7 protein-coding genes are annotated in these 5,848 nt (G+C 73.1%); 3 read left to right on the forward strand and 4 right to left on the reverse strand.

Features of this window, described 5'->3' with window-relative positions:
* From ACRDP3_RS20940 to ACRDP3_RS20950, 3 genes are all read right to left on the reverse strand, one after another.
* Nucleotides 1-1,142 (reverse strand): sensor histidine kinase (locus ACRDP3_RS20940; protein WP_431518516.1); only part of this gene is annotated, 1,142 nt, incomplete at its 3' end.
* A gap of 82 nt (nucleotides 1,143-1,224) precedes the next feature.
* On the reverse strand, nucleotides 1,225-1,503 hold the full coding sequence (gene pspAA / locus ACRDP3_RS20945; protein WP_431518517.1) for a PspA-associated protein PspAA: 279 nt from the start codon (nucleotides 1,501-1,503) through the stop codon (nucleotides 1,225-1,227).
* Nucleotides 1,504-1,559: 56 nt separating this feature from the next.
* Nucleotides 1,560-2,378 (reverse strand): PspA/IM30 family protein, encoded by an 819-nt coding sequence (locus ACRDP3_RS20950; RefSeq protein ID WP_431518518.1) that lies wholly within the window; start codon nucleotides 2,376-2,378, stop codon nucleotides 1,560-1,562.
* Between the two features lie 252 nt (nucleotides 2,379-2,630).
* Here ACRDP3_RS20950 and ACRDP3_RS20955 point away from each other — a divergent pair, with 252 nt between their 5' ends.
* On the forward strand, nucleotides 2,631-3,230 hold the full coding sequence (locus ACRDP3_RS20955) for a DUF3043 domain-containing protein (protein WP_431518519.1): 600 nt from the start codon (nucleotides 2,631-2,633) through the stop codon (nucleotides 3,228-3,230).
* Nucleotides 3,231-3,280: 50 nt separating this feature from the next.
* Entirely contained in the window at nucleotides 3,281-3,961 is a 681-nt protein-coding gene (locus tag ACRDP3_RS20960; RefSeq protein ID WP_431518520.1) for a class I SAM-dependent methyltransferase, read from the forward strand.
* 62 nt (nucleotides 3,962-4,023) lie between these two features.
* Here the strand turns inward: ACRDP3_RS20960 and ACRDP3_RS20965 are convergent, their stop codons facing one another.
* On the reverse strand, nucleotides 4,024-4,269 hold the full coding sequence (locus ACRDP3_RS20965) for a hypothetical protein (protein ID WP_431518521.1): 246 nt from the start codon (nucleotides 4,267-4,269) through the stop codon (nucleotides 4,024-4,026).
* 103 nt (nucleotides 4,270-4,372) lie between these two features.
* On the opposite strand from ACRDP3_RS20965, the gene ACRDP3_RS20970 reads away from it, so the two are divergent.
* Nucleotides 4,373-5,620, forward strand: coding sequence for a bifunctional adenosylcobinamide kinase/adenosylcobinamide-phosphate guanylyltransferase (locus ACRDP3_RS20970; RefSeq protein ID WP_431518522.1), 1,248 nt, complete (start codon nucleotides 4,373-4,375; stop codon nucleotides 5,618-5,620).
* Nucleotides 5,621-5,848 lie beyond the last annotated feature (228 nt).

Here is a 5,848-nt window from a genome sequence, read left to right on the forward strand (position 1 = left end):
TCCGACGACCGCGCCGGCTCGCCGTCGGCGGCGCCCGCGCCGTCGTCGGTCACCGTGACCTCCAGCGCGGCGCGGGCCCGGACGATCCGCACCACGGCGTGCGCGCCGGTGCCGACGTGCTTCTGCACATTGGTCAGCGCCTCCTGCACGACGCGGTAGGCGGTGAGGTCGATGGCCGAGGTCAGCGGCGGGCCGGTGGCCGAGGGTGGCGCGTCGACGGTGACGGTGAGACCGGCCCGGTGGAAACCCTCCACGAGGTCGTCCAGCACGCCGAGTCCCGGCGCGGGCTCGGTGGGCGCGATGCTCTCCCCGGACTGGCGCAGCAGGCCGACGGTCGCCTGCAGCTCGTTGAGCGCGTGCCTGCTCGCCTCGCGTACGTGCGCGAGGGCCTGCTTGGCCTGGTCCGGACGCTGGTCCATGACGTGTGAGGCGACCCCGGCCTGGACGTTGACGAGAGCGATGTGGTGGGCGACGACATCGTGGAGCTCGCGGGCGATGCGCATCCGCTCCTCCGCGACGCGGCGCCGGGCCTCCTCCTCACGGGTGCGCTCGGCCCGCTCGGCGCGCTCGCGGATGGCGTCGACGAATCCGCGGCGGCTGCGTACCGCCTCACCCGCGGCGGCGGCGAGTCCGGTCCAGGCGAAGATGCCGAAGTTCTCCTGGGCGTACCAGGGCCGGCCGCCGAACAGCATGGCCGCGGCGGTCAGCACACCGACGGTGACCGCGCCGACGCGCAGACTGGTGACGCGGTCGGTGCGGTTGCAGACCGTGTAGAGGGCGATGATCGCGGTGAGCACGATCGGCGCGCCACCGTGGTCCGGGGGGCCGCCGGTGCGTGGAACGATGATCAGGCCGATCACCGTGACCAGGCTGGTGATGCAGAGGACCGGCATCGGCGCGCGGCGGCGCAGCACCAGCACCGCGCAGGCCAGCGTGGCCAGCAGGACGGTCTGGACGTTCAGATCACGGTCTTCCAGAGCCGGGCGGATGTCCCGGCCGTGCGGATGCGCCGCCGCACCCAGCAGGGTCGCGAGGAAGGCGGCCAGCGCGAGCAGCGCGTCCGCGGCGCGGGGGTGCGCGCGCAGCCACTGCCGCGCCCCGCCCAGGGCGCCGGTCGCGGGGTTCGTCGTCACATCAGGCACCGTACGGCTTCCGGAACCGCCGCCTCCGCCCACCCGGGAAGGTGGCGTGCGGCGGGCCCGCGCCGTGGCCGGTCCGCGGCGGTCAGCCGGGGATGAGGCCGTCGTCGGTGAGCATCTCCCGTACCTCTTCGAGGGACGCCTCGGGCGAGGGCAGGATCAGCTCCGAAGGCTCCAGCGCGTCGTCGGGCAGCGCGGTGCCCAACGTCCGCACCGCGCTGAGCAGTGCCGTCAGGGTGCGGCGGAAGCCGTCCTCGTCCCCGGTCTCCATCTCGGAGAGCAGCTCGTCGTCCAGCGTGTTCAGCTCGGCGAAGTGGCTGTCATCCAGCTTCACCTGGCCTTCCCCCATGATCCGCACGATCATGTCGCTCTCCTTCTGGCGAGGGACGTCAGCCGCTAGTCGGGCTCCTGCTGGGAACGCTACTTCTCGAACTTGGGCCCGTCTTGAGACTGCTGCGTGGACTGCTGCCCCTGCCCCTGGTTCTGGCCCTGGCCGGTGCTGCCGCCACCCTCGATGGCCTGCTTGTCGCCGCCGCCGCCCGCCAGCTCCGCCTTCATCCGCTGCAGCTCCAGCTCGACGTCCGAGCCGCCCGAGAGGCGGTCCAGCTCGGCGGTGATGTCGTCCTTCGCCATGCCGGAGTGATCGTCGAGCGCGCCGGAGGCGAGCAGCTCGTCGATGGCACCGGACCGTGCCTGCAGCTGCTGGGTCTTGTCCTCGGCCCGCTGAATGGCCATGCCGACGTCGCCCATCTCCTCGGAGATGCCGGAGAAGGCCTCACCGATCCGGGTCTGCGCCTGGGCGGCGGTGTAGGTGGCCTTGATGGTCTCCTTCTTCGTACGGAAGGCGTCCACCTTGGCCTGCAGCCGCTGGGAGGCGAGGGTCAGCTTCTCCTCCTCACCCTGCAGCGTCTGGTGCTGCGACTCCAGGTCGCTGACCTGCTGCTGCAGGGCCGCGCGCCGCGAGAGCGCCTCGCGGGCCAAGTCCTCGCGGCCCAGCGCGAGGGCCTTCTTACCCTGGTCCTCCAGCTTGGTGGACTGTCCCTGCAACTGGCTGAGCTGCAGTTCCAGGCGCTTGCGCGACGTCGCCACGTCGGCCACACCGCGGCGTACCTTCTGCAGCAGCTCCAGCTGCTTCTGGTACGAGTAGTCCAGCGTCTCGCGCGGGTCCTCGGCCCGGTCCAAGGCCTGGTTGGCCTTCGCGCGGAAGATCATCCCCATACGCTTCATGACACCGCTCATGGGCCTCGCGCGCCCCCTTCGTAACGGACTGAGCCTCAGCAGCACTTTCAGAACCCACAGTACGGGGCCTACTTCCATTACCGCACTGTTCGGGAGCGGATGCGCTCCTCCTGAAGGACGATCGGGGCTCCGGAACATCCGGCCCAAGGAGTAGGCGGGAACCGCTCCGCCGGCCCGGTGGGAGCCCGGCGTTGCCAGATCGTGCCCCGGCGGGCTGGGGAGCACACCAGGTGGCACCGTACCCTGGGAGGCGTGTTCCGAAGCCGCTCGAAGGAAGGGCAGGCCCCGGCCGCCAACAGGGTGTCCGCCGCCGAGCCCCAGCAGACCCGTGATCCGGAAGCCCCCAAGGGCCGCCCGACGCCGAAGCGCAGTGCCGCGCAGTCCCAGCGCCGCACCATCGCCAAGGCCCCGGCGAACCGCAGGGAGGCGGCCAAGCGCCAGCGGGAGGCACGCCGCACCGACATGGCCCGGCAGCGTCAGGCGCTGGCCGGCGGCGACGAGCGCTTTCTGCCCGCACGTGACAAGGGCTCCCTGCGGCGCTTCGCCCGTGACTACGTGGACTCGCGGTGGTGCGTGGCGGAGTTCTTCCTGCCCATCGCAGTGATCATCCTGGTGCTGAGCATGATGCCCTCGCTCCAGCTGAAGAACATCTCGCTGCTGCTGTGGCTCTTCGTGATCGTGATGATCGTGATCGACTCGATCGTCCTCGTGATCCGGCTGAAGAGGACCCTGCGGAAGCGCTTCCCGGACCAGCCCACGCGCGGCGTCGCCGCCTACGCCCTGATGCGTACGCTCCAGCTGCGCCGGATGCGCCTGCCCAAGCCGCAGGTCGCCCGCGGCGAAACGCCCTGAGCGGGCAGCTCGGGCAGCCGGGCCGGCTCGGGCCGCTCGGCCAGGAACTGGTGGCCCGCCAGCTCGACGAGCGGATCGCGGCGGGCTTCGCGGTGGGCCGCAGGCTGCGGGTGCTGGACGTCGGGCTCGGCCGGGGCGTACAGGCGCTGCGGCTGGCCCGCGCGGGTCACCAGGTGACCGGCCTCGAGGACGACCCCGACCTGCGCGAGCTCCTGGAGAAGGAGCTGGCGGCGGAGCCGGAGGGGATACGGCAGCGGGTGCGCGTCGTCTCCGCGGGCAGCCAGGACACCGGCGCGCACTTCCTGCCCGGCACCTTCGACGTGGTGCTGTGCCACGGCGAGCTGATGGAGGCCCGCGACCCCGGCACCACCCTCGCCGGGCTGGCTAGGGTGCTGGCCGCGGGCGGGCTGCTGTCCCTGCTGATACGGAACGACGACGCGCTGGCCGTGGGACCCGGCCGCGCCGGCGACTGGGACGCGGCACTGGCCGCGTTCGACTTCCCCGAGCGGGCCGGCCGCGCCTTCCGGCTGTCGACGCTGACCAGCGGGCTGGCGGGCATCGGCACACCGCTGCGGCAGTGGTACGGGGTGGGGATCTTCGCCCACGAGGGCGGCCGGCCCGACGGGGAGCCGGACGAGCGGATGCTGGCCGTGGAGGAGCGCGCGGCACGCACCGACCCGTACCGCTCGGTGGCGGCGATGCTGCACGTGTGCGGGATGCGCGGCGGCTGACCGCCGGCCCTGTTCCGGGCGGCCTCCGAGGACCGCCCGGACGAAGCGTGGGGAACCTCTGCTCAGCTCGCTCCGTCCCCCTCGGATGCGCCCTCGCCGGAGCTGTCGCCGGCGTGCAGGCTCATCGGCCCGTACACCTTGCTGCCGTCCTCCAGCAGGGTCACCTGATCGGTACCGCCCTCCAACAGCTCCTTCCAGACCTCGCCGATCCAGGACTCCGCGTCGCCCTGAGTGGGGAACTCGTCGGGCTTCACGGCCGGTTCGGTCTCAGCGCCGTCCGCCTTCTCGAACCGCCACGTCCACGCCATGTGTGCCTCCCGGGATCGAATGCTGCTGTCCGCAGAGTAACGACCGCACCAGGTCGTAACGACCTGATGCGCGATTGCCGTCGGCCCGCGAGACGATCAGGGTGTGGAACTCACTCTTCTCGGCACCGGAGCCCCCCGGGGACTTCCCCGCCCCGACTGCCCCTGCGCCGTGTGCGCGGCCTGCGCCATGGGTGGTACGCGGGCACGCGCCGCGACCGCGCTGCTCATCGACGGCACCCTGCTGCTCGACCTCACCCCCGGTCCCGCCTTCGCCGCCGCGCGGGCGGGGCGGTCGCTGCACGGTGTACGGCAGGTACTCCTCTCCCATCCGCAGGACGGCCCGCCGCTGGAGTTCCCCGCGGGGCTGCCCGCCCCGGTCCGGGTACCGGACCGGCAGGAGCTCGCCCTGATCAGCGGCCACCGGGTACGCGCCGTGGCACTGGACTCGCCGGGCACCGGATACCAGGTGACCGGGCCCGGCGGAGTGCGGCTGCTGTACCTGCCGCCGGGCGCGGCGCCGGCCGGGCTGGTGGAGGAGCATGCCGCCGGGGAGCCCGCGCCCGCCGCGCACTCCGTGCACTCCACCCCGTACGAAATGGTGCTCCTCGACGTGCTGGGCCGTCCCGACGCGCTGGCCAGGCTGCGGGCGGCCGGTGCGATCGGCCCGGCGACCGACATCGTCGCGGTCCACCTCGACCACGACGTGCCGCCCGGTGCCGAGTTGCGCCGGCGCCTCGCGGAGGCGGGAGCTCGCACGGAACCGGACGGGACGACGCTCGTCGTCGGCGACTACGTCGAGATCCCCGAAGTGCCGCGCCGCACACTCGTGCTGGGCGGCGCACGCTCGGGGAAGTCGGTGACCGCGGAGCGGGCGCTGGCCACCTTCCCGGGCGTCGTCTACGTGGCCACCGGCGGCACCCGGGAGGGCGACCCGGAGTGGGCCGAACGCGTCTCCGCGCACCGGGAACGACGGCCGGCGTCGTGGCGCACCCGCGAGACCTGCGACCTCGTGCCGCTCCTCACCGGCACCGGCCCGCCCCTGCTCATCGACTGCCTCGCCCTGTGGCTCACCGATGCGATGGACGAGGCCGGCGCGTGGGACGACGCCCGCTGGAAGAACGGCGGCGCGCGGGCGCTGCGGGAGCGGGTCACGGAACTGGTCGCGGCACTGCGCGGCACCCGGCGCACCGTGGTCGCGGTCAGCAACGAGGTCGGCTCCGGCGTCGTACCCGCGACCCCGGCGGGTCGCCGCTTCCGCGACGAACTGGGCCGCCTGAACGCGGCGTTCGCGGCGGAGTGCGAACAGGTTCTGCTGGTCACCGCGGGCATCCCCCACCCCCTCCGCGGTTGACGGAGCTCGCGAGCGCTCTCCGGCGACGCCCGGCGACGAACAGGACAGCCTGAACGCGGCGTTCGCCGACCGGTGCGAAGCCGTCCTTCTCGTCGCCGGCGAGCGGGACTCGCGGCCTGGCCACGATTCGCCCTCTCCCGGCTTCGCCGGGAGGCTCCACGCCCCCCGGGGGGGCGGAGACCGGCGTGCCGGGTGCACGGTTCGCGGGGCGGCGGCTCCTCGCGCAGG

Origin of the sequence: Streptomyces sp. (assembly GCF_050698815.1) — a bacterium.
Classification (GTDB): Bacteria; Actinomycetota; Actinomycetes; order Streptomycetales; family Streptomycetaceae; genus Streptomyces.